The sequence below is a fragment of the Streptomyces hundungensis genome (genome assembly GCF_003627815.1).
Taxonomy (GTDB): domain Bacteria; phylum Actinomycetota; class Actinomycetes; order Streptomycetales; family Streptomycetaceae; genus Streptomyces; species Streptomyces hundungensis_A.
Genome location: NZ_CP032698.1, coordinates 3400003 through 3421672, shown reverse-complemented (window position 1 = coordinate 3421672; position 21670 = coordinate 3400003). Strand labels below are relative to the sequence as shown.

The following is a 21670-nucleotide window of genomic DNA, read 5'->3' as shown; positions in this document are numbered from 1 at the left end:
TCGGCTGCGCAGATGAGCCGGGGTTCCCCCCGTACCCATGGCTCCGCGCGAATGGCGCGGGCGGGACACGTTCCCCCGGTCCCGCCCGCGCCCTCCCTCTTTCCCTCCTCGGGGCCTTGCCCCCGCAGGCGACTACCAGTACACGACGACCTTGTCGCCGGTGTGGACCTGGTCGAAGAGCGCCGCGATCTTGGCCTTGTCCCGGACGTTGACGCAGCCGTGCGAGGCGCCGTTGTAGCCGCGCGCCGCGAAGTCCGACGAGTAGTGCACCGCCTGGCCGCCGCTGAAGAACATCGCGTACGGCATGGCCGTGTGGTAGATCGTCGAGACGTGGTTGCGGCTCTTCTCGAAGACCTTGAAGACGCCCTCGCGGGTCGGCGTGTACTGCGAGCCGAAGCGCACGTCCATCGTCGACTGCACCTTGCCGTCGATCACCCACGACAGGGTGCGGCTGGTCTTGCTGATGCACAGCGCGCGGCCCGTCATACAGCGCGCGTCGAGTTTGGCGACCGGCTTGTTCACCGCCCGGCCCGCCAGCTCCTGGGCCGTCGGCGCCGTGGTCATGCCGAGCAGCTTGTCCCAGGTCGCGCTGTCCGTGGCCCCCGTCTCGGGAAGACCGCGCTTGCCCTGGAAACCCTTGACGGCCGCGGTGGTGGCGGCGCCGTACGTGCCCGTCGGAGTGTCGTCGAACCAGCCGATCTGGGCGAGCCTGGCCTGGAGCTCCTTGACCTGGGAGCCCTTGGAGCCGTTCGACATCAGCACCTTGGGGGCCGGCTTGGCGGCGGTGGTGGCCGACGCCCTGGGAGCGGCGGGCGTACCGGCCGGCTTGTCGTCGGCGGAGGAGGTCGGCGAGGCGGCGGGGGACGCCGGCGCGGAGGGCGAGCTCGGCGACGACGCCGACGCCGAGGGCGAACCGGGGGACGAGGGCGCGCCCGCGCCGCCCTTGGCCGCCTGCGGGCCGCATCCGACGGCCGCCGCCGCGATGACGGCGGTCGACGTGAGGGTTGTGGCTATGAGAGTGGTGCGGTGGTTCCGGCGCATCGGTCGCCCCCCTTGATTCCTCTTGTGTCCCCAGAGACAACTTCCCGCGCCGAACGGTTGCAAAAGCAGCGGGCCGTATCGCGGAAGCTGTGAGCAAGCTCCCAGCGTGCGCCTCTCCACCCGCCGCACGCCCGCCGCTACAGTCCGTCGCGAGGGTTGGGTACCAGTGAGTAGTAGAGCTCTAGCGGGAGGCACAGCACATGGCGCGCGAGTCGGAATCCGGGTTGCCCATCGAGCCGGTCTACGGACCGGACACCCTCGCCGGATGGGATCCCGCCGAGAAGCTGGGCGAGCCCGGCGCGTACCCGTTCACCCGCGGGGTGTACCCGTCGATGTACACGGGCCGGCCCTGGACCATGCGGCAGTACGCCGGCTTCGGCACCGCCGTCGAGTCCAACGCCCGCTACAAGCAGCTCATCGCCAACGGCACCATGGGTCTGTCGGTCGCCTTCGACCTGCCGACCCAGATGGGCCACGACTCGGACGCGGCGATCGCCTCGGGTGAGGTCGGCAAGGTGGGCGTCGCCATCGACTCGATCGACGACATGCGCATCCTGTTCGGCGGCATCCCGCTCGACAAGGTGTCGACGTCGATGACCATCAACGCGCCCGCCGCGCTGCTGCTCCTGATGTACCAACTGGTGGGCGAGGAGCAGGGCGTCGCCGCCGACCAGCTCACCGGCACCATCCAGAACGACGTGCTCAAGGAGTACATCGCGCGCGGCACGTACATCTTCCCGCCGAAGCCCTCGCTGCGTCTGATCGCGGACATCTTCAAGTACTGCAAGGCCGAGATCCCCAAGTGGAACACCATCTCGATCTCCGGCTACCACATGGCCGAGGCCGGCGCCTCGCCCGCGCAGGAGATCGCGTTCACGCTGGCCGACGGCATCGAGTACGTACGCACCGCGGTCGCGGCCGGCATGGACGTCGACGACTTCGCCCCGCGGCTCTCGTTCTTCTTCGTCTCGCGCACCACGATCCTCGAAGAGGTCGCCAAGTTCCGTGCCGCGCGCCGCATTTGGGCCAAGGTGATGCGTGAGGAGTTCGGCGCGAAGAACCCCAAGTCGCTGATGCTGCGCTTCCACACGCAGACCGCGGGCGTGCAGCTCACCGCCCAGCAGCCCGAGGTCAACCTGGTACGCGTCGCCGTCCAGGGCCTGGCCGCGGTGCTCGGCGGCACCCAGTCGCTGCACACCAACTCCTTCGACGAGGCGATCGCCCTGCCGACGGACAAGAGCGCGCGGCTGGCCCTGCGCACCCAGCAGGTCCTCGCCTACGAGACCGACGTGACCGCCACCGTCGACCCCTTCGCCGGGTCGTACGTCATCGAGCGGATGACCGACGAGGTGGAGGCGGCGGCGGTCGAACTCATGGCGAAGGTCGAGGAGTTGGGCGGCGCGGTCAACGCGATCGAGCACGGCTTCCAGAAGGGCGAGATCGAGCGCTCCGCCTACCGCATCGCCCAGGAGACCGACTCCGGTGAGCGCGTCGTGGTCGGCGTCAACCGCTTCCAGGTCGAGACCGAGGACCCGTACGAGCCGCTGCGCGTCGACCCGGCGATCGAGGCCCAGCAGGCGGCCCGCCTCGCCACGCTGCGCGCCGAGCGCGACCAGGCGGCGGTGGACGCGGCGCTGGCGGAGCTGAAGAAGGCGGCGGAGGGGGAGGACAACGTCCTGTACCCGATGAAGGACGCCCTGCGGGCCCGTGCCACGGTCGGCGAGGTCTGCAACGCGCTGCGCGAGGTGTGGGGCACGTACGTGCCGACGGACGCGTTCTAGGCCGGGGCCCGAGGGCGCGTCCCTCCTACGAGTGACCGGAGGCGGAAGCGGGACGCCTCCGGTTACTCTCGGTGGAGAGTGGTCTCCCGAATGGAGGATGCCGTGGCCGTAATACTGAGCGAGATGACGATCGGCGAAGCCGCCGACCGCCTCTCGGAGGCGCTGCCCGGACATCGCGTGGAGGTCCTCAAGGGGAGCATCGTCGTGACACCACCGCCTGACGGCCCGCACCAGGAGACCGTGGCTGAGCTGGTCTATCAGTTCCGGCAAGCCGGAGGCAGGGAGTCCGGGCTCAAGTCGCTCCCCGGCATCGGCGTCTGGCTCGGTACCGGCCCCGACGACTACGCCGAGCCGGACTGGGCCATCGTCGACGCCGACTACAAGGACGCCCTGGTCACGAAGAACTGCTACGCGGCGAACGTCTTCCGGCTCGTCCTGGAGGTGACGTCGTCCAACTGGGGCAACGACCTGGTCACCAAGGCCGAGACATACGCGGAGGCGCGGATCCCGGTGTACGTCGTCGCCGACCGCAAGCACGGCGAGGTCCTGGTGCTCACGGATCCGGTGGGGGACACCTACCGCACCCGCTCCCGCTACGAACGGGGTGCGACCGTGGTCCTGCCCTCGTCCGTGGGCGTCACCCTGGAGCTTCCCGTCGACGTTCTGCTCGACGGGGACGGCGACTGACCGTTCAGGTCCGACCGGACGGCGCCGGGGGCCTGATCAGCGCCGCGCGCAGCATCGGTGTCGCCCAGCGCTCCACGGAGCGGTTCATCAGCCAGGCGAGCCCCAGCATCGCCGCGAGGGTCAGGGCGAAGGTGGCGGGGGCGGGCACGCAGAGGCCGCGGTGCAGGACGCCGACCACGACCCAGCCCAGGTGCTCGTGCACCAGATAGAACGGGTAGGTCAGGGCCCCCGCCACCGTGAGCCAACGCCAGTCCGCCCACCGCAGGCGTCCGAGCGCGATCGCACCGACCAGCGCGAACCCCAGCGTGATGATGGCGATGATCACCCAGGCGTGCCGGTTGGAGAAGGCCGCCGGATTCGGCCTGTGCCACAGCCCGGCCACCGCCTCGTGCTGGCCGATGGCCCAGCTGACGGCGACGATGCCCCAGGCGGTGATGTCACGCCGGTCGCGGTGCAGCAGGTACAGGCCCATGCCGCCGATGAAGAAGGGCGCGTACTCGGGCATGAACACAGCGTCCAGGAACGGCTGGTGGGCCGTCGTGGCGAGGGCCGCGGCCAGGGTCCAGCCCGCGCAGAACAGCACCACCCGGCGCCGTGTCGCCCCGGGCAGGACGACGCAGAGGGCGAACAGCGCGTAGAAGCGGAGCTCGGCCCAGAGCGTCCAGCACACCCCCAGCACCCGGGGCACCCCGAGCGGCATCTGGAGCATGGTCAGGTTCACCAGGAACGCGCTGGGCGTGACCGCCTGGTAGATCACCCAGGGCAGCGCGAACACCGCGGTGACGAGCAGGACCGCCGTCCAGTACGCCGGGTAGAGCCGGGAGACGCGGGAGGCGAAGAACGAGCGCAGCGGGCGGCCCCAGCCGCTCATGCAGATGACGAACCCGCTGATCACGAAGAAGATCTGCACCCCGAGGCAGCCGTAGGAGAACCACGTGTGGGCGTCGGGGAAGAGCTTCTTGGGAGAGGTGCCCCAGCCCTTGCTGATGTCGCCCGAGCGGCCGCCGTAGTGGTAGAGCGCCACCATCAGGGCGGCGATCAGGCGCAGCCCGTCGAGCGCGCGGAGCCGGGAGACCGGGGCCACCACCGGGGTGTGTTCGGTCGCCGGCCGGCCGCCGCCGTCGGCGCGTACCCGCGGCAGGGTGTTGGTCACGGCTCTCCTCTTACCCGGTGTTCCCCGCGGCCCGGGCGGGCCTCGGCGTCGACAGCGTAGGACCGCCGCGCCCCGGAAAGCGGGCCCCGGCACCGGAGTTCCCCTGCCCGACGCGGGGCGTTCATCTCGCGCCGAAACGGGTTTGCCCGGACGTCGATTTCGCCGGGGCGCGGGAGCCGTGGGGGTGCGCGGTCCGGTCGTCGGCGCGCCGTGAACGGCCTTGTAGATCAGTCGAGTTGGAGGGAGCCGAGTGAGGCCAGGTACGCGTGGAGGCCGGCGGTGTCCTCGCCGGCCCACCCCACGTAGCCGTCGGGGCGGATCAGGAAGAGGCCGCGCCCGTACGCCTCGTACGCGCCCAGCTCGTGGACGTGGACCTGCGCGGAGGCGAGCGGCGGGGCGGGGGTGTCGACGGCGAGCAGGGTGAAGTGCGGGCCTCGCAGCAGGTCGAAGATCCTGCCCTCGGGCAGCGGGCCGTCCGGGGCGCGGTCGCCGGCCTCCAGGGCGCCCGCCCGGCCGGTGGCGAGCGGGCCGCCCCGGTAGCCGAGGGCGAGCTGGCGGGTCTCGCTGCCGCGCTGGCTGTTCCTGGCGAGGATGGCGTGGCGGTGCAGCCGGGTGCTCAGGCCGAGCACCGCGGCAGCGACCGGGCGCCGCTCCTGTTCGTAGCTGTCGAGGAGCGTGGCGGGGGCGCCGTGGCGGAGCACCTGAGCCAGCTTCCAGCCGAGGTTGTAGGCGTCCTGCACGCCCGTGTTGAGCCCCTGGCCGCCGGCCGGGGAGTGGATGTGCGCGGCGTCGCCCGCGAGGAGGACCCGGCCGTCGCGGTAGCGGGTGGCCAGGGCGGCGCGGGGCCGGAAGTCGGAGGCCCAGACGACCTTGGTGACCTGGTGCGCGGTGATCGGGGTGAGCGCGGTGAGGTGGGCCACGACCCCCTCCTCGCTGATGTCGGGGACCGCGTGCTCGTCGGCGAACTGGATGATGAGCTGGAAGAGGCCGGGCTCTCCGGGCAGCGGGCAGAGCACCGCGCCGCCTTCCGAACTGCCGCGCCACACATGCCAGTTGCGGTCGTCGACGATCGCGTCCGGTGTGAGCAGGAGGTCCGCGACGAGCATCGGCTTGGGGTCGACGTCCTCACCCTCCATCGCGATGCCGAGCGCGCGCCGGATGCCGGAGCGGCCACCGTCCGCGGCGACCACGTGGCGGGCCCGGACGGCGCTGCCGTCGGCGAAGGAGGCCGTGACGCCCTCGTCGTCCTGGACGAGCCCGGTCACCTCGCGCCCGAAGGCGACCTCGCCGCCGAGCGCGCGCAGATGGGTGTGGAGCACCTCCTGGAGGCGGGACTGGCCGATGAGCAGTGCGTTGGCGTAGGGCTCCTGCTCGGTGGGCTCGGAGCGCTCGATCATGTCCCACTCCTGGCCGCGCTCCGTGCCGCCGGGCCCCTCCCAGCTCAGCATCCGCGGGTAGTCGCGGCCCGCCCCTCGCACGGCGTCGATGAGGCCGAGGTCGTCGAAGACCTCCAGGGTGCGGGGCTGGACGCCCTTGCCGCGCGAGCCAGGGAAGAGGCGGTCGGACTTCTCCACGAGCAGGGTGGGGACGCCGCGCCGCGCCAGGTCGATGGCGAGTGCGAGGCCGGTGGGGCCGGCGCCGACGACGAGGACGTCGGTGGTGTCCGGAAGGACCGGGAGGACCGGAGGGGCAGCTTCCTTAACGTCGTTAAGTTCCATGTTCGCAAGGGTGCGCTTAACAGTGTTAAATTGTCAAGGTGGCTACGACGAAGATCGACCGGAGGCAGGTCGCCGACACCGCGCTGCGGCTCCTGAACGACACGGGCCTCGAAGGGCTCACGCTGCGCGCCATCGCCAAGGACCTCGGCGTCCAGGCGCCCGCGCTCTACTGGCACTTCAAGAACAAGGAAGCCCTGCTCGACGAGATGGCGACGGTCATGTACCGGCGGATGATCGCGGACGGCCTGCCCGGGGCGGACGCGGACAGCTGGCAGGGCCTGCTCCGCGCGGTCAACCGCGCTCTGCGCTCGATGCTGCTCAGCCATCGCGACGGCGCCAAGGTGTACGGGGGCGCGCGCTTCACCGGCAACGACCACGCGGAGTCCCTGGAGTTCTACCTCGGGGTCCTGATCGAGGCCGGGTTCGACCTGCGGGACGCGACCCGCGCCGCGACGGCGTCGTACGCCTACACCATGGGCTTCGTCGCGGAGGAGCAGGGCACGGACGCCCGCCCGGGGGAGACGGGCCCGGGGGTGGACACGGCGGAGCGCGCCCAACGGCTCGCCGCGTTCCCGCTGGCCGCGGCGGCGGGGCCGGAGATGTTCGGGAGCTACGACGAGCGGTTCGAGGAGGGCCTCGACGTGCTGATCGCCGGCATCGAGGCGACGTACGCGCTGCGGAAGTGACCGCCGCGCCCCCGGCGCCCTCGCCGCGCCCCCGGCGCCGTAGCCCCGCCCTCTCGCCCCGCCCCCGCTATCGGGTGCGGCGGGTCAGGGACCGGGCCCGGCGGGCCATGCGCCGTACCGTCGCGTTGCGCGGGATGAAGCCCAACTGCGCGGGAAGCGCCCCCGGCAGCGCCAGCGCCGTCAGGCGCCGCCGCTTGAAGTAGCGCCAGGTGCGGGCGTCCAGGGAGGTGGAGAGGTACCGCTCGGCCGCGCCCCGCAGCTCCGGTCGCAGCTCCGGCTGCATCGCGTAGCCCACGGCGTCGAGGAGCTCCGCCAGGTCGCCCGCCGGGGACGGGTCGGCCTCCAAGGGCGGCTCCAGGGGCGGCAGCAGGGCGTCCGCGATCGTCACCGGAACCCGGTTGCTGTTCTGGTAGGGGGCGAGCCGGTCGAGGAGCAGCTCGGTGCCGACCCGGGCGACCGGGATCTTGTAGAACGCCGACGCGGTCAGCAGCGCCGTCGAGAAGCAGCCGACGACCAGCGCCGGGGCGAGCCGCTCGTACAGGACCTCGGCCAGCAACGGCCGCTCCAGGACGGTCAGTTGGACGCCCAGGTCGGCCGCCGCCTCGGCCAGCGCGTGCGCCGAGGCGGGGGGCGCCGAGGGGTGCGGCTTGAAGACGATCCTGCGGTGACCCCGCGCCGCCGCCCCCCGCACCATGCGCAGATGCAGCTCCTCCTCCTCGGCGGCGGTCAGGATGGCCAGCGCCGAGAGGTACTGGCCCAGGAGCAGCGCCACCGGCTCGTCGTGCGCCGACGGATTCGGCGGGACGAGGTCGTTCAACTCCTCTTCCACTTCCGCGAGTTCGCTCACCGATCGTACGAACGCCGCCGTCGGTACCGTCTCGCTCGGCACCCCGAACTCGCCGAGGAGCAGCGGACGCAGGCCCGGGACCAGATCCAGATGGAGCACGCGCCGGACCCGTGAGCCGATCAGCGGGTCCAGTTTGTTGCGGGTGGGCCCGTACGTCATCAGACCGTCCGCGTACACGGTCAGCGGCGCGTCGGGGAACAGCTGGGCCACCGCCTGGGCCGGGTTCACCTGGATGGACTCCAGGGCGAGCTCGATCCGGTCGTCCCCGAGGCCCCACACCGCCCTCAACTGCCGTTCCCACAAGGGGACGTCGTCGGGGCGGGGGCTCCAGCCGCCCGGATGGAAGGGGGCGATCGTGTCGTTCCAGGACAGCACCCCGTCGAAGCGGCCCCGCAGCGCCGCGAAGCCTGGCAGGGTGTCCAGCGGAGCCGACGTCTCGGGAACGGGTGCGTTGTTGCTGAGCAGCAGCAACCTCCGGTCCGCCGGGGCGAAGCAGTCGCTGTCCAGCGCGGCGACCAGGGTGGCCACCCCGTATAGTGTGGACGCCGCGAAGATCTGAGTCGTACGCATCAGACGGCAGCCCCCGCCGGGGACGCGGCCGGACGGTGGCGCAGGCGGCGCAGCCGGGCGGCGCGGCGGGAGTCCATCGAGTTGAGGGCGTCCTTGAGGTGGTCCTGCGGCATGCGGCGCAATGCTCCCGCGCTCAGCGCCCGCAGTTTTCTCGCCACGGCGGGTTCGAACCTTTCGATGCCGCTCATATGGTGGGAAATGATCGCGCAGTACGTCCGCACGGCTTTCGGGAGCAATTCGGCCGCATCTCGGTCCTTTGCCGTTTCTTCTATTACCTGGTCGAAAGCGCGAATGAAATCGAGCTGACGGGCATCGCCGATCTGGGTCAGCGAGGAGGCGATGCCGCGCCGGTAGAAGACGCCGAGGTGCCCGGTCACCGCGAACGACTCGGCCTCGCGGTGCAGCCGCCAGATCCACGGCCGGTCCTCGGCCGTGCGCAGCCCGTCGGTGAAGTACAGAAGGCCGCGGTCGGCGAGCCTGCGGTGGTAGATCCCGGCCCAGGCGAACGCGTAGTCCACCGAGGTGGAGCGGGTGGCGGGCAGGATCGCGTCCCGGGGCGACAGCACCTCGCCGCGCCGGCCGTGCGGCACCCGGTGCACCGTACGCTCCTGGCCGGTCACCTGGACGTGGTCGGTGCGTATGAAGTCACACCCCAACTCCTCTATGGAGGACAGGAGTTGACTGAAGTGGCCGGGGGCGAGCCAGTCGTCGCCGTCCAGGTAGGCCAGATACTCGCCGCGTGCCGCGTCCAGGCCCGTGTTGCGCGCCGTGGCGAGGCCCCCGTTGCGGGCGTGTCTCAGCAGCACCGCCCCCGGCAGCTCGCGCTCCGCGCGTTCGAGCAGCTCGATCGTGCCGTCCGACGAGCAGTCGTCGACGAGCAGGAACTCGAAGTCGTCGCGGGCGTTGGCGCGCAGACTTCGCAGGGTGTCGGGTGCGTAGGCGCGCACGTTGTAGAACGGCACGATGACGGAGAGCTTGACCACGGCGGTGACGCTAGGGCGCCGCCCGTCATGCGTGCTGTCCGGCAGACAGATGCCGGATGAACGACGCATGGCAAGGACGCCAACCGGCCCGTTCCGGTGCCGCGCACGCCGCGAATAGTCACGCTGTTAACCCGTTGTTGCAGTCGAGTTGGGCCGCGAATCCGCGCGGCTTCCTAGTTTCTACGGCGTGCCATCACGTACCGATTCAAGGCTGCGGATCGCGGTTCTCGCGGATTCGGACACCCGGTGGAAATGGGGCGCCCTCACCGCGCGCCGCCTCGCCGAACGGGCCTCCGGAGCCGAATGCGCCGTGCCCGATCCCTCCGCCCCCGAACTCGACGGCTTCCTGCTCCGGGGCCGCGCCACCCCCACACCTCGCCAGCTCGACGAGGTGGGGGTCGCCGACGCCGCCCCGCGGGAAGTGACGATGGCTCAATTCCTGCACCTGATGGGCGCGTTGGGGGCCCCGGGCGGCTCCGACCGTGACGGCAGGCCCCGCTATGACGTCATCGTGCTCGCGCTCGTCGGCGGGGCCGTCCAGGCCGCGCTGCACGGGCTCGCCGCCCGATGGCGAGGGCAAGCCCGGCGGCCCGTGGTCGCCACCGGCTACGTGGGCGTCGTCTACGAGAAGCTCGCCGACGGCCTGCTCCTGCGCCACGGCGCGGACGTCGTGCTCGCCAACTCCCGGCACGACGCGGACCGCTTCCGCGCGGTGTACCGGGGCGTGGGCGCGGACCCCGCAGCGGTCACCGAAGCCGCCCTGCCCTTCCTCGGCGGCGCCCCGTACCGGGCCAGGGACGGCCGCGACACGGTCGTCTTCGCCGCCCAGCCCTCCGTCCCCGAGAGCCGCGCCGACCGCCGCTATCTGCTGGAGCGGCTGGTCGGGCACGCCCGCCGTCACCCCGGGCGCGAGGTCGTTCTCAAGCTCCGCTCCAAGCCCGGCGAGCACACCACGCACCTGGAGGAACACCCCTTCCAGAAGCTCGCCCGGGGCATGGACCCGCCGCCCAACTTCTCGCTCGCGTACGGGAACATGGGCGAGGTCCTGGACCGCGCCGACCTCCTGGTGACCGTCTCCTCGACCGCCGCCCTTGAGGCCCTGCACCGATCGGTCCCGACGGCCGTGCTCACCGACCTCGGCGTGCGCGAGGTCCTCGGCAACCACCACTTCCTCGGCTCGGGCTGTCTGACCTCCTGGGACCGGCTCGACGCCGGACACCGGCCCACGCCCGACCCCGGGTGGCTCGCCGCCCAGGGGGTCGCCCCGGGAGACGCGTGCCACCACGCCTTCGATCACGTACGCGAGCGAATGAGCGAGTTGCTTTCGAAGGAAAGCCTGCCGCCGATCGCTCCCTACTACACCGCCACCACCGCGCCCGGCTATCTGCCCGGCATCCTCGCCCGCCACCACCTCGCCCCCGACGGCACCCCCCTGCCGGGCGCGGCTCCGGCGGCCGAGCCGACCGGGGTGCGCCGGGTCATCAGGGACGCCGTGCGCGACGCGGCGCGCGGCGCCTACCGCCACGGTGTGCAGCGGGTCGCGCCCGTCATCCGCCGGATGGGAGAACTGTGATACCCCCGAACGCCTCCGGGAGCACCCACCCCAAAGTCCTCGCCGTCATCCCCGCACGGGGCGGCTCCAAGGGGGTGCCCGGCAAGAACCTCGCTCCCGTCGGCGGGGTCCCGCTGGTCGTGCGGGCCGTGCTCGCCTGCCGCGCCGCCCGCCATGTCACCGATGTGGTCGTCTCCACCGACGACCCGGGGATCGCGGCCGCCGCCCGCTCGGCCGGCGCCGACGTGGTGGACCGCCCGGCCGGCATCTCGGGCGACACCGCGGGGAGCGAGGCGGCCGTGCTGCACGCCCTGGAGGCGCACCCGGACGCCGACGTGGTGCTGCTCGTGCAGTGCACCAGCCCCTTCCTGACCCGCGAGGACGTCGAGGGCGTGGCGGCCGCGGTCGTCGAGGACGGCGCCGAGACCGCCGTCACCGTCGCCCCCTTCCACGGCTTCCTGTGGCGCGAGGACGAACTCGGCGGCGGCCAGGGCATGGGCCACGACAAGGCGTTCCGGCCGCGCCGCCAGGACCGCCCCCAGGACTTCCTGGAGACCGGCGCCGCCTACGCCATGGACGCCGCGGGTTTCCGCAGGCACCAGCACCGCTTCTTCGGCCGCACCGCGCTCGTCCGCACCGACCCCGCCCGGGTCCTGGAGATCGACGAGCCGCACGACCTGGACCGGGCCCGCGCGCTCGCCCCCCTCCTCGACCGGCTGCCCGGCCCCACCCTCGACGACGTCGACGCGGTCGTCCTCGACTTCGACGGCACCCAGACCGACGACAAGGTGCTCGTCGACTCCGACGGCCGCGAACTCGTCGCCGTGCACCGGGGCGACGGGCTCGGCATCGCCGCCCTGCGCCGGGCCGGACTGAAGCTGCTGATCCTGTCCACCGAGCAGAACCCCGTCGTCGCCGCCCGCGCCCACAAGCTCAAGGTCCCGGTCCTGCACGGCATCGACCGCAAGGACCTCGCCCTCAAGCAGTGGTGCGAGGAGCAGGGCGTCGATCCGGAGCGGGTGCTCTACGCCGGCAACGACGTCAACGACCTGCCCTGCTTCGCGCTCGCCGGCTGGCCCGTGGCCGTTGCCGACGCCCATGACGCGGTGCGCGCCGCCGCGCGCACCGTCACCCGCACCCCCGGCGGCGAAGGAGCGATCCGCGAGATCGCCGCCTGGCTCCTCGGACCCGAGCTCGACCACACCCCCTGACCAGCCCGACTCCCCCACCACGCCCCCGTACAGATAAAGGAAGCGCCCTCATGAGCAACCGTCTGCGCACCCTCGGCAGCCGCACCGCAGGCCCGGGCCGTCCCGTGTACATCACCGGCGAGATCGGCATCAACCACAACGGCGACCTCGACAACGCGCTCGCCCTGATCGACGCGGCCGCCGACGCCGGCTGCGACGCGGTCAAGTTCCAAAAGCGCACCCCCGAGATCTGCACCCCGCGCGACCAGTGGGACATCGAGCGGGACACCCCCTGGGGCCGGATGACGTACATCGACTACCGCCACCGGGTGGAGTTCGGCGAGGACGAGTACCGCGCCATCGACGCGCACTGCGCGCGGCGCGGCATCGACTGGTTCGCCTCCCCGTGGGACACCGAGGCCGTCGCCTTCCTGGAGAAGTTCGACGTGCCCGCCCACAAGGTGGCCTCCGCCTCCCTCACCGACGACGAGCTGCTGCGCGCCCTGCGGGCCACCGGCCGCACCGTCATCCTCTCCACCGGCATGTCCACCCCGAAGCAGATCCGGCACGCGGTGGAGGTGCTCGGCAGCGACAACATCCTTCTCTGCCACGCCACTTCGACCTACCCGGCCAAGGCCGAGGAGCTCAACCTGCGCGTGATCAACAGCCTGATGGCCGAGTACCCCAACGTGCCGATCGGCTACAGCGGCCACGAGACGGGCCTTCAGACCACGCTCGCCGCGGTCGCGCTCGGCGCCGCCTTCGTCGAGCGCCACATCACCCTCGACCGCGCCATGTGGGGCTCCGACCAGGCGGCCTCCGTCGAGCCCGGCGGCCTCACCCGTCTCGTCCGCGACATCCGCACCATCGAGGCGGCCCTCGGCGACGGCGTCAAGAAGGTGTACGACTCCGAGCTCGCCCCGATGAAGAAGCTGCGCCGCGTCGCCGGCGCGGTCGCCCAGGCCGAGAGCGCCGGGGGCCGCGCTCCGGCCGCGGTCTGAGGGGGCGGGCCCGCCGTGCCCCGGTCCACCGTGGCCACCCTCGCCTTCGTGGAGAGCCCGGTCCAGTTGCTCAACGTCCTGGAGTGGGCGCACTCGCCCGGCCCGCTGCTCGGCGGCGTACCCGCCCAGCCGGGCCCGGGCGCGCCCGACCTGTCGGGCCTCACCGTGGTGGTGCTCTCGCCGACCGACCCCATGTCGCGCGGCCAGCTGCGCCGGATGGCCGAACTCGCCCGCGACGCGGGCACCACGGTGCGCTGGGAGGAGGCCAGGGGCGGGCTCACGGCCCCGCTGCACACCATCGGCGGGCTCGCCCCGATGCTGCGGCGGGCCGAACGGATCGTCCTGGGCGACCCGTTCTCCCGCTACGTACACCTGCTGCTCACCGTCGCCCGCGCCCGTGACGTGGTGGTCGTCGACGACGGGACGGCCACCATGGAGTTCGTCTCCCAACTCGCCTGCGGGGAACGCCTGGTGCGCTGGCACCGGCGGGGCAGCCGGGCCGGCGTGCGCGACCTGTTGTTCGCGCCGGTCGCCGCGGTCGCCCGCCGCCGGCTCACCCCGGCGCACGGCCGGAGCGTCGAGGTGTTCAGCGCGCTGCCCGTGGAGGCGCCCGACGGGGTCACGGTCACCCCGCACACCTTCGGCTGGACCCGCGCCCACTTCGGACCCCCGCGCCTGACCAAGGGCGCCGACCTGGTGGGGACGTCGCTGGTGGAGACCGGCATCGTGGACCCCGCGAGCTATCTGGACGCCGTCGCGCTCCTCGCCCGCACCCACGGCGTGACCCGCTACTTCGCGCACCGCCGCGAGTCCCCGGACAAGCTGCGCGCGCTGCACGCCAGGACCGGTCTGGAGATCGTCCGCCCCGATCTGCCGCTCGAACTCATAGCGCGCCGGGGGCCGGTGGGCCGCACCATCCTGAGCTTCCCCTCCACCGTGATCCACACCCTGCCGCTCGCGCTCGCGGGCACCGGGGTGCGGGTCGTGGTCTGCGACATCGACCCGCGCTGGCTCACCGACCGGGCCTCGCCCCGCGCCCGGGGCTTCCTGGACGGGGTGACGGGGACGGCGCGCGAGGTCCACGGGCTCGCGACGGTGGCGCCTAGGGGCGGGCAGGGGCCCGAAGGCCGCGGAAGCCGCGCGAACGGAAAAGCCCCGGAAACCGCCCGAAGTACGGCCCTCTCCTCTCGTGGGGGGAACGCCAGTGCCAGGACATCGGTCAGAAGGACGAAATACTTTACCCAGTTCACACGATCGACATGCGCCTTGTGACCAGCTTTCTTTCCCCTATGCGGCTGAACTTTTGTTGATCGCGGGTGAGTTGACGCCGCCGGAGGCCTACCCTCAACGAGTGAACCAGTTGATGTCCCGTGAGTCGTCCGAAGCCGACCAGCCCGGCGAAGCACCGCTGCCCGGCGAGCTGAGCGAGGCCCTGTGTGCCGAACTCATCTCGTTCCGCCGGGACTTGCACATGCACCCCGAGCTGGGCAACCAGGAGTTCAGGACCACCGCCGCGATCAGAGACCGCCTCAGGGCGGCCGGCCTGGAACCGCGCGTCCTGCCCTCCGGCACCGGGCTCATCTGTGACATCGGCGTCTCCCGAAGGCGAGGGGCAAGGGCTCCGGCGGGCGCGGCGCCGACGCGCCCCTGATGCTCGCCCTGCGCGCGGACATCGACGCCCTGCCCATCCCCGACGCCAAGACGGGCGTCCCCTACCGCTCCACCGTGCCGGACCGCGCCCACGCCTGCGGCCACGACGTGCACACCACCACCGTCCTCGGCGCCGGCCTGGTCCTCGCCGAGCTGCACCGCCAGGGCCTGCTGCCCGCTCCCGTACGGCTGCTGTTCCAGCCGGCCGAGGAGGTGCTGCCCGGCGGCGCCGCCGACGCCATCGTGGCGGGCGCCCTGGACGGCGTGGGCCGCATCATCGCGGTGCACTGCGACCCCCGGGTGGACGCCGGCCGGATCGGGCTGCGCCACGGAGCCATCACCTCCGCCTGCGACCGCCTGGAGGTCGCCCTCGACGGCCCCGGCGGCCACACCGCGCGCCCGCATCTGACCACCGACCTGGTGACCGCCGCGGCCCGGGTCGCCGCCGATGTGCCCGCGCTGCTCGCCCGCCGGGTCGACGCGCGGGCCGGTCTCGCGCTGACCTGGGGCCGCATCGAGGCCGGCCACGCCTGCAACGTGATCCCGATGCACGCCGAGCTGGCCGGCACGGTGCGCTGTCTGGACCTCGCGGCGTGGCGCGACGCGCCCGACCTCGTACACGCCGCGATCGACGAAGTGGCCACCCTGCACGGCGCCAAATCGGAGATCAACTACGTCCGGGGCGTGCCGCCCGTCGTCAACGATCCGGTCGTCACGGAGCTGCTCCACGACGCCATGGCGGCGCGCCGGGGACCGTATGCGATCGAGGACACGGAGCAGTCACTGGGTGGCGAGGACTTTTCGTGGTACCTGGAGCACGTACCTGGGGCGATGGCCCGGCTCGGCGTGCGCACACCCGGCTCGAACGCCCGGCTTGACCTCCATCGGGGTGATTTCGACGCGGATGAGGCCGCCATCAAGGTGGGGGTGGAACTCTTCACCGCCGCGGCGCTGCTCGACGGCAACCGCTCGTAACCGGACACTTCATCCCCTGTTCGCGACGATCCGATAACGGCTTCCGAACAGGGCTTTACGCGACATCTACGCGCGTTACGATCCGACGCGAAACCAGCGCCGGTAGGGGCGCCTCGGTTCAGGTTTGAAGGGACCTCCTCTTGCGCCGGGTATCCAAGATCGCTGCGGCCGGTATCGCCACCGCCGCGCTCGCGCTTTCCGCCACCGCCTGTGGCTCCACGTCCTCCCAGAAGGACTCGGGCACCTCGTCCTCGTCCTCCGCGGGCGGCAAGGGCGTCAAGATCGGTGTCGCGTACGACGTCGGCGGCCGTGGCGACCACTCGTTCAACGACTCCGCCGCGCGCGGCATCGACAAGGCCAAGGCCGAGTTCGGTGGCGACGTCAAGGAGCTGACCGCCAAGACCACCGACACCGAGGCGGACCGCGAACAGCGTCTGACCGACCTCGCGGGCGCGGGCTTCAACCCGGTCATCGGCATCGGGTACGCCTACGCGAACTCGATGAAGAAGGTCGCGGTCAAGTACCCGAACGTCACCTTCGGCATCGTCGACTCCGTCGTCGAGGGTCCGAAGAACATCGACAACATCGTCTTCACCGAGGAGCAGGGCTCCTACCTCGCGGGTGTCGCCGCGGCGCTGAAGACCAAGACGAACCACGTCGGCTTCATCGGCGGCGTCGACGTCCCCCTCATCAAGAAGTTCGAGGCGGGCTTCAACCAGGGCGTCAAGGACACCAAGCCGGACGTCAAGGTCGACAACCAGTACCTGTCGCACGGCTCGGACACCTCCGGCTTCGCCAGCCCCGACAAGGGCAAGCAGGCCGCGCAGGGCATGCTCGACAACGGCGCCGACGTCATCTACACCGCGGCCGGCTCCTCCGGCACCGGTGCGATCGAGGCCGTCTCGGGCAAGAAGGGCGCCTGGGCGATCGGTGTCGACTCCGACCAGTACCAGCAGGCCTCGCTCTCCAAGTACAAGAACGCGATCCTGACCTCGGTGGTCAAGAACGTCGACATCGGCGTCTACGACCTGATCAAGTCCATCAAGGACGGCAAGCCGCTGGTCGGCACCAACAGCTACCCGCTGGCCAAGGGCGGCGTCTCGCTCGCCACGAGCGGTGGCTTCATCGACGACCTGAAGTCGCAGCTCGACGCGGCCCAGAAGAAGATCGTCGACGGCACCATCAAGGTCAAGACCACCCCGTGACCCGTGGCGGTCGCTGACCGCCCCCGTCACACATCGGCCCGGTGAGCAGGGACCACCCTGCTCACCGGGCCGTAACGAAGTGTCAACTCTACGCGCGTAGGCCGGAGTTGGCGCGCCGTGAGTGTGCTGAACTACTACGCCGGGAGCCCGGCGTGGCACATCAGTGCGCTTTCCGGCTTCCCCGGAAGCTCCCCGCCCCCCTGCTCCTGCCCACGAGGAGAGTGCGCCATCAACGCGTCCAGCCCTCCCGCCGTCGAACTGCGCGGCATCACCAAACGATTCCCCGGTGTCGTCGCCAACAAGGACATCGACATCACCGTCCGCAAGGGCACCGTGCACGCGCTGTGCGGTGAGAACGGCGCCGGCAAGTCGACCCTGATGAAGATCCTCTACGGCATGCAGAAGCCGGACGAGGGCACCATCACCATCGACGGCGCCCAGGCCTCCTTCTCCAGCCCGGCCGACGCCATCGCGCTCGGCATCGGCATGGTCCACCAGCACTTCATGCTGGCGGACAACCTGACCGTCCTGGAGAACGTCGTCCTCGGCGGCGAGAAGCTGTACGGCATCGGTTCCAGGGCGCGCAACAAGATCAAGGAGATCTCGGACGCGTACGGCCTCGGGGTCCGCCCGGACGCCCTGGTCGAGGACCTCGGCGTCGCCGACCGCCAGCGCGTGGAGATCCTCAAGGTCCTCTACCGCGGCGCGCGCACCCTCATCCTCGACGAGCCGACCGCCGTCCTGGTCCCGCAGGAGGTCGAGGCGCTCTTCGACAACCTGCGCGAGCTCAAGGCCGAGGGCCTGACCGTCATCTTCATCTCGCACAAGCTGGGCGAGGTGCTCTCGGTCGCCGACGAGATCACGGTGATCCGGCGCGGCACCACGGTGGGCACCGCCGACCCCCGTACGACCACCACCAAGCAGCTCGCCGAGCTGATGGTGGGCAGCGAGCTGCCGTCTCCCGAGACCCGCGAGTCGACCGTCACCACCGTGGAGATGCTCAAGGTCGAGGACCTGCGCCTTGCCGCCACCGACCCCGACGGGGTGGTGCGCGAGGTGCTGTCGTCGGTCTCCTTCACCATCCACAAGGGTGAGGTGCTCGGCATCGCCGGTGTCGAGGGCAACGGCCAGGCCGAGCTCGTCGAGGCCATCATGGGCATGCGCATCCCCGACGGCGGTGTCATCACGCTCGACTCCACCGACATCTCGACGGCCCCGACCCGCGTGCGGCGCGAGAGCGGCGTCGGTTACATCCCCGAGGACCGCCACCGCCACGGCCTGCTCCTGGAAGCGCCGCTGTGGGAGAACCGCATCCTCGGCCACGTCACCGAGAAGCCCAACTCCAAGGGCCCCCTCCTCGACAACAAGGCCGCCCGCAGCGACACCGAGCGGATCGTGCGCGAGTACGACGTGCGCACCCCCGGCATCGAGGTGACCGCGGCCTCGCTGTCCGGCGGCAACCAGCAGAAGCTGATCGTCGGCCGCGAGATGAGCCACAACCCCAAGCTGCTGATCGCCGCGCACCCCACCCGGGGCGTGGACGTCGGCGCCCAGGCGCAGATCTGGGACCAGATCCGCGAGGCCCGCCGTGAGGGCCTCGCCGTGCTGCTGATCTCCGCCGACCTGGACGAGCTGATCGGCCTGTCCGACACCCTGCGGGTGATGTACCGCGGCCGCCTGGTCGCCGACGCCGACCCCGCCACGATCACCCCCGAGGAACTGGGCTCCGCCATGACCGGTGCCGCCACCGGCCACCTGGAGCACCAGCACAACACTGGGGGAGAGGACCGATGAAGAAGCTCACCTCCCGCATCGACAAGGAGAAGCTGCTCCTCGCGGTCGCGGCCCCCCTGCTCGCGCTCGTCGCGGCCCTTGTCGTCACCGCCCTGGTCATCCTCGCCACCGGCAAGAACCCGTTCCCGGCCTTCAACGACATGCTGTCGTACGGCTCCGCGAGCGACAGCCAGGTCTACATCCTCAACAAGGCGACGACGTACTACCTGGCGGGCATCGCGGTGGCCATCGGCTTCCGGATGAACCTGTTCAACATCGGCGTCGACGGCCAGTACCGTCTGGCGGCCTTCCTGGCCGCCGTGGTCGGCGGCGCGCTGAGCCTGCCCGGCATCGTGCAGATCCCGGTCATCATCCTCGTCGCCATGCTGGTCGGCGCGGTGTGGTCGGCGATCGCGGGCATCCTGAAGGTGACCCGGGGCGTCAGCGAGGTCATCTCGACCATCATGCTGAACGCCATCGCGACCGCGATCATCGCCTATCTGCTCCAGCCCGAACGCCTCGGCCAGCTCGACGAGGCGGGCACGCTCGTCTCGACCAAGCCGCTGCCCGAGTCGTCCTGGTTCTTCACCCTCGACATGGGCCCGGCCGGACAGCTGTGGGGCTTCATCGTCGTCGCCGTCGTGGTCGGCGTGGCGTACTGGTTCACGCTCGGCCGCACCCGCTTCGGCTTCGATCTGCGGGCGGTCGGCCAGTCCGAGTCCGCGGCCGCGGCCAGCGGCGCCAACGTCAAGAAGATGATCGTCACCAGCATGATCATCTCGGGTGCGGTGGCCGGCCTCGTCGGCATGCCGACGCTGCTCAACGACAGCCACCAGTTCGACAACAGCTTCCCGCTCGGACTGGGCTTCACGGGCATCGCCATCGCCCTGCTCGGCCGCAACCACCCGGTGGGCGTCGCGCTCGCCGCCCTGCTCTGGGGCTATCTGGAGCGCACCACCGGCCACTTCGAAGTGATCGGTTACGACAAGGAGATCCTCGGCGTGATCCAGGGCGTCATCGTCCTGTGCGTCGTGATCGCCTACGAACTCGTCCGCCGTTACGGCCTCAAGCGCCAGCAGCAGCGCGTCGGCGCCGAGCTCGCGGCCCAGGCCGCCAAGACCGATACGGAGGTGACGGCATGAGCGTCACGACCGGAACGACCACGACTCCACCGCCTCCGGCCGGGGTCAAGCGGGGCAACGCCAAGCGCAAGTTCTCCCTCGCGCAGGTCCTGATGATCATCGCGGGTGCGCTGATCCTCATCTCCGCCGTCCGCATCATCACCGGCGCCGACCAGCTCACCAGCGAGGGCCAGATCAGCGCCGCGCTCGGCCTCGCCGTGCCGATCGGGCTCGCGGGCCTGGCCGGCCTGTGGTCCGAGCGGGCCGGCGTGGTCAACATCGGCCTCGAAGGCATGATGATCCTCGGCACCTTCGGCGCGGGCTGGGTCGGCTGGCAGTCCAGCCCCTGGCTCGGCCTGATCGCGGGCATCGGCTTCGGCGTGCTCGGCGGTCTGATCCACGCGGTCGCCACCATCACCTTCGGCGTCGACCACATCGTCTCCGGTGTCGCGGTCAACCTGCTCGCCCTCGGTGTGACGCAGTACCTGGCCAAGCTGTTCTTCAACGACGGCGACGCCCAGGTCAAGGGCGGCAACCCCAAGCAGTCGCCGCCCGCCGACGCCCTGCCCAGCTTCACCATCCCGGGGCTCTCCTCCGGCCTCGAATCGGTCCAGAAGCACCACTGGTTCCTCGTCTCCGACGTCTGCGGCATCCTCGGCGGCCTGGTCACCGAGGTCTCCTGGGTCACCGTCATCGCCGTGGCGCTCTTCGTCGGCACCTGGTGGCTGCTGTGGAAGACGGCCTTCGGCCTGCGCCTTCGCTCCTGTGGTGAGAACCCGATCGCGGCCGAGTCGCTCGGTGTCAACGTGTACTCCTACAAGTACGCGGCGGTCGCCGTCTCGGGCGGCCTCGCCGGTCTCGGCGGCGCCTTCCTCGCCCTGGTCACCTCGCACATCTACCTGGAGGGCCAGACCGGCGGCCGCGGCTACATCGGTCTCGCCGCGATGATCTTCGGCAACTGGCGGCCCGGCGGACTCGCCATGGGCGCGGGCCTGTTCGGCTTCTCCGACGCGCTCCAGCTGCGCAACGGCGGCACCACCGTGCACGCCCTGCTGCTTCTGCTCGTCGTGCTGCTCGCGGTGCTCGCGGGCTGGAAGGCGTACAAGAAGGCGATGCTCCAGGCCGCGATCTGCGCCGTCACCGGCGTCCTGATCCTCGTCTGGTACCTGCTGACCGACGACGTGCCGAGCGACTTCGTCGGCGCGACCCCGTACGTCGTGACGCTGCTGGTCCTCTCGCTCTCCGCCCAGCGTCTGCGGATGCCCAAGGCGGACGGCATGCGCTACCGGAAGGGCCAGGGCAAGTGACGCCGGCGCCCGACTGGGAGGCGCTGCGCACGGCCGCGCGCGAGGCCATGTCCCACGCGTACGCGCCGTACTCGGGCTACCCGGTCGGCGCGGCCGCCCTGGTCGACGACGGGCGCACCGTCACCGGCTGCAACGTCGAGAACGCCTCGTACGGCATCGGGCTCTGCGCCGAGTGTGGGCTCGTCTCGGCGCTCCAGCTCTCCGGCGGCGGCCGGTTGACGCACTTCACCTGCGTCGACGGGCACGGCGAGGTGCTGGTCCCGTGCGGCCGCTGCCGTCAGCTCCTCTTCGAATTCGGCGGCCCCGAGCTCCTGTTGGAGACCCCGGACGGCATCCTCACGCTGGCCGAGATGCTCCCCCAGGCCTTCGGCCCGGACCACCTGAAGTAACGTCGCGGCCCCCGCACTGCCCGTGCGGGGGCCGCACTTTC

General features: G+C 71.3%; 17 protein-coding genes and 1 pseudogene. 13 read left to right on the top strand and 5 right to left on the bottom strand.

Translation table 11 applies throughout. The features are described from left to right. Positions 1-132: 132 nt before the first annotated feature. A complete protein-coding gene (locus DWB77_RS15120) occupies positions 133-1041 on the bottom strand; it encodes a L,D-transpeptidase family protein (protein ID WP_120721777.1) in 909 nt (302 codons plus the stop codon). Between the two features lie 200 nt (positions 1042-1241). Here DWB77_RS15120 and DWB77_RS15115 point away from each other — a divergent pair, with 200 nt between their 5' ends. Beyond that, positions 1242-2822 carry an acyl-CoA mutase large subunit family protein gene (locus DWB77_RS15115; RefSeq protein WP_120721776.1) on the top strand — a complete coding sequence of 527 codons (1581 nt, stop codon included), beginning with the start codon at positions 1242-1244 and terminating at the stop codon, positions 2820-2822. A 102-nt stretch (positions 2823-2924) separates the two neighbouring features. Then, a complete protein-coding gene (locus DWB77_RS15110; protein ID WP_246033533.1) occupies positions 2925-3509 on the top strand; it encodes a Uma2 family endonuclease in 585 nt (194 codons plus the stop codon). 4 nt (positions 3510-3513) lie between these two features. Here DWB77_RS15110 and DWB77_RS15105 read toward each other — a convergent pair whose 3' ends face one another. Both DWB77_RS15105 and DWB77_RS15100 read right to left on the bottom strand, forming a co-directional pair. Then, positions 3514-4596 carry an acyltransferase family protein gene (locus tag DWB77_RS15105; RefSeq protein WP_246033868.1) on the bottom strand — a complete coding sequence of 361 codons (1083 nt, stop codon included), beginning with the start codon at positions 4594-4596 and terminating at the stop codon, positions 3514-3516. Between the two features lie 293 nt (positions 4597-4889). Continuing rightward, positions 4890-6380: an FAD-dependent monooxygenase gene (locus DWB77_RS15100; protein ID WP_120721774.1), complete on the bottom strand. Its 1491-nt coding sequence runs from the start codon at positions 6378-6380 to the stop codon at positions 4890-4892. A 38-nt stretch (positions 6381-6418) separates the two neighbouring features. Between DWB77_RS15100 and DWB77_RS15095 the strand changes: the two genes are divergently transcribed. Beyond that, on the top strand, positions 6419-7066 hold the full coding sequence (locus DWB77_RS15095) for a TetR/AcrR family transcriptional regulator C-terminal domain-containing protein (RefSeq protein ID WP_120721773.1): 648 nt from the start codon (positions 6419-6421) through the stop codon (positions 7064-7066). Positions 7067-7133: 67 nt separating this feature from the next. Here DWB77_RS15095 and DWB77_RS15090 read toward each other — a convergent pair whose 3' ends face one another. Both DWB77_RS15090 and DWB77_RS15085 read right to left on the bottom strand, forming a co-directional pair. Then, a complete protein-coding gene (locus DWB77_RS15090; protein WP_120721772.1) occupies positions 7134-8483 on the bottom strand; it encodes a polysialyltransferase family glycosyltransferase in 1350 nt (449 codons plus the stop codon). Next, positions 8483-9466, bottom strand: a complete 984-nt coding sequence (locus tag DWB77_RS15085) for a glycosyltransferase family 2 protein (RefSeq protein ID WP_120721771.1) — start codon at positions 9464-9466, stop codon at positions 8483-8485. Before DWB77_RS15085 ends, DWB77_RS15090 begins: the two co-directional genes overlap by 1 nt. 187 nt (positions 9467-9653) lie before the next feature. Between DWB77_RS15085 and DWB77_RS15080 the strand changes: the two genes are divergently transcribed. The 10 genes and pseudogenes from DWB77_RS15080 (at position 9654) to DWB77_RS15035 (ending at position 21629) form a co-directional block, all read left to right on the top strand. Beyond that, positions 9654-11039 carry a DUF6716 putative glycosyltransferase gene (locus DWB77_RS15080; RefSeq protein ID WP_120721770.1) on the top strand — a complete coding sequence of 462 codons (1386 nt, stop codon included), beginning with the start codon at positions 9654-9656 and terminating at the stop codon, positions 11037-11039. Next, positions 11036-12229 carry a cytidylyltransferase domain-containing protein gene (locus DWB77_RS15075; RefSeq protein WP_428985121.1) on the top strand — a complete coding sequence of 398 codons (1194 nt, stop codon included), beginning with the start codon at positions 11036-11038 and terminating at the stop codon, positions 12227-12229. Before DWB77_RS15080 ends, DWB77_RS15075 begins: the two co-directional genes overlap by 4 nt. A 50-nt stretch (positions 12230-12279) precedes the next feature. After that, entirely contained in the window at positions 12280-13209 is a 930-nt protein-coding gene (locus tag DWB77_RS15070) for an N-acetylneuraminate synthase family protein (protein ID WP_120721769.1), read from the top strand. A gap of 15 nt (positions 13210-13224) precedes the next feature. Continuing rightward, positions 13225-14481, top strand: a complete 1257-nt coding sequence (locus DWB77_RS15065; protein WP_246033532.1) for a hypothetical protein — start codon at positions 13225-13227, stop codon at positions 14479-14481. Between the two features lie 91 nt (positions 14482-14572). Beyond that, positions 14573-15834: pseudogene (locus DWB77_RS15060) on the top strand (amidohydrolase). Between the two features lie 140 nt (positions 15835-15974). Beyond that, the gene (locus DWB77_RS15055; RefSeq protein ID WP_120721768.1) at positions 15975-17039 is read left to right on the top strand and encodes a BMP family lipoprotein; all 1065 of its coding nucleotides are present in this window, start codon (positions 15975-15977) and stop codon (positions 17037-17039) included. A gap of 228 nt (positions 17040-17267) precedes the next feature. Continuing rightward, positions 17268-18833, top strand: a complete 1566-nt coding sequence (locus tag DWB77_RS15050; protein WP_246033867.1) for an ABC transporter ATP-binding protein — start codon at positions 17268-17270, stop codon at positions 18831-18833. Then, entirely contained in the window at positions 18830-19954 is a 1125-nt protein-coding gene (locus tag DWB77_RS15045; RefSeq protein ID WP_120721767.1) for an ABC transporter permease, read from the top strand. Before DWB77_RS15050 ends, DWB77_RS15045 begins: the two co-directional genes overlap by 4 nt. Continuing rightward, positions 19951-21240 carry an ABC transporter permease gene (locus tag DWB77_RS15040; protein WP_120721766.1) on the top strand — a complete coding sequence of 430 codons (1290 nt, stop codon included), beginning with the start codon at positions 19951-19953 and terminating at the stop codon, positions 21238-21240. The genes DWB77_RS15045 and DWB77_RS15040 overlap by 4 nt, the downstream gene beginning before the upstream one ends. Further along, the gene (locus tag DWB77_RS15035) at positions 21237-21629 is read left to right on the top strand and encodes a cytidine deaminase (RefSeq protein WP_120721765.1); all 393 of its coding nucleotides are present in this window, start codon (positions 21237-21239) and stop codon (positions 21627-21629) included. The genes DWB77_RS15040 and DWB77_RS15035 overlap by 4 nt, the downstream gene beginning before the upstream one ends. Positions 21630-21670: the final 41 nt, after the last annotated feature.